This is a genomic window from Bartonella sp. AC70YNML, assembly GCF_042196545.1.
Taxonomy (GTDB): Bacteria; Pseudomonadota; Alphaproteobacteria; order Rhizobiales; family Rhizobiaceae; genus Bartonella.
Genome location: NZ_JBHIQK010000068.1, coordinates 1 through 510, shown reverse-complemented (window position 1 = coordinate 510; position 510 = coordinate 1). Strand labels below are relative to the sequence as shown.

Annotated in this window: 1 pseudogene; it reads left to right on the top strand. The window is 37.6% G+C overall.

The features are described from left to right. Positions 1 to 17: 17 nt before the first annotated feature. Positions 18 to 510: pseudogene (locus tag ACFIMU_RS08780) on the top strand (hypothetical protein); the annotation flags it as partial.

Genomic DNA, 510 nt, shown 5'->3' with positions numbered 1-510 from the left:
ATTGTGAGGGTATCTCTATGTGCAAAAAATATGAATTAACCAGTGAAATCAAAAAAATCAAACATGCTCTTACTCGAAATATTATAAGCCTTTATCGCATTAAAGCTTTAAAAGATTTTGATGATGTAAAGGCGGGGTCCTTAGGCGGCTTTATTGAAAAGGAAGTTAACCTATCCCATGATGGTAATTGCTGGGTGTATGATGAGGCTTGTGTCTATGGTCATGCAAGAGTGTATGAAAATGCAAAAATACGCCATTTTTCTCAAGTCTGTGGTCAAGTTTATGGCAATGCTGAAGTCTATGGAAAGGCTTTTATCTCTCAATATGCTAAAGTTTATGACCATGCTTTTGTCTATGGCAATGCTCATGTTTATGGCAATGTTTATGGGTATGCTCATGTGAATGGTAGTGCCCGCATTCTTGCTGATGCTCATATTTATGACCATGCGCATGTTTCTTATGATGCTACGGTTTTTAGTTATGCACGCGTTTATGGTCATGCCAAGGTTT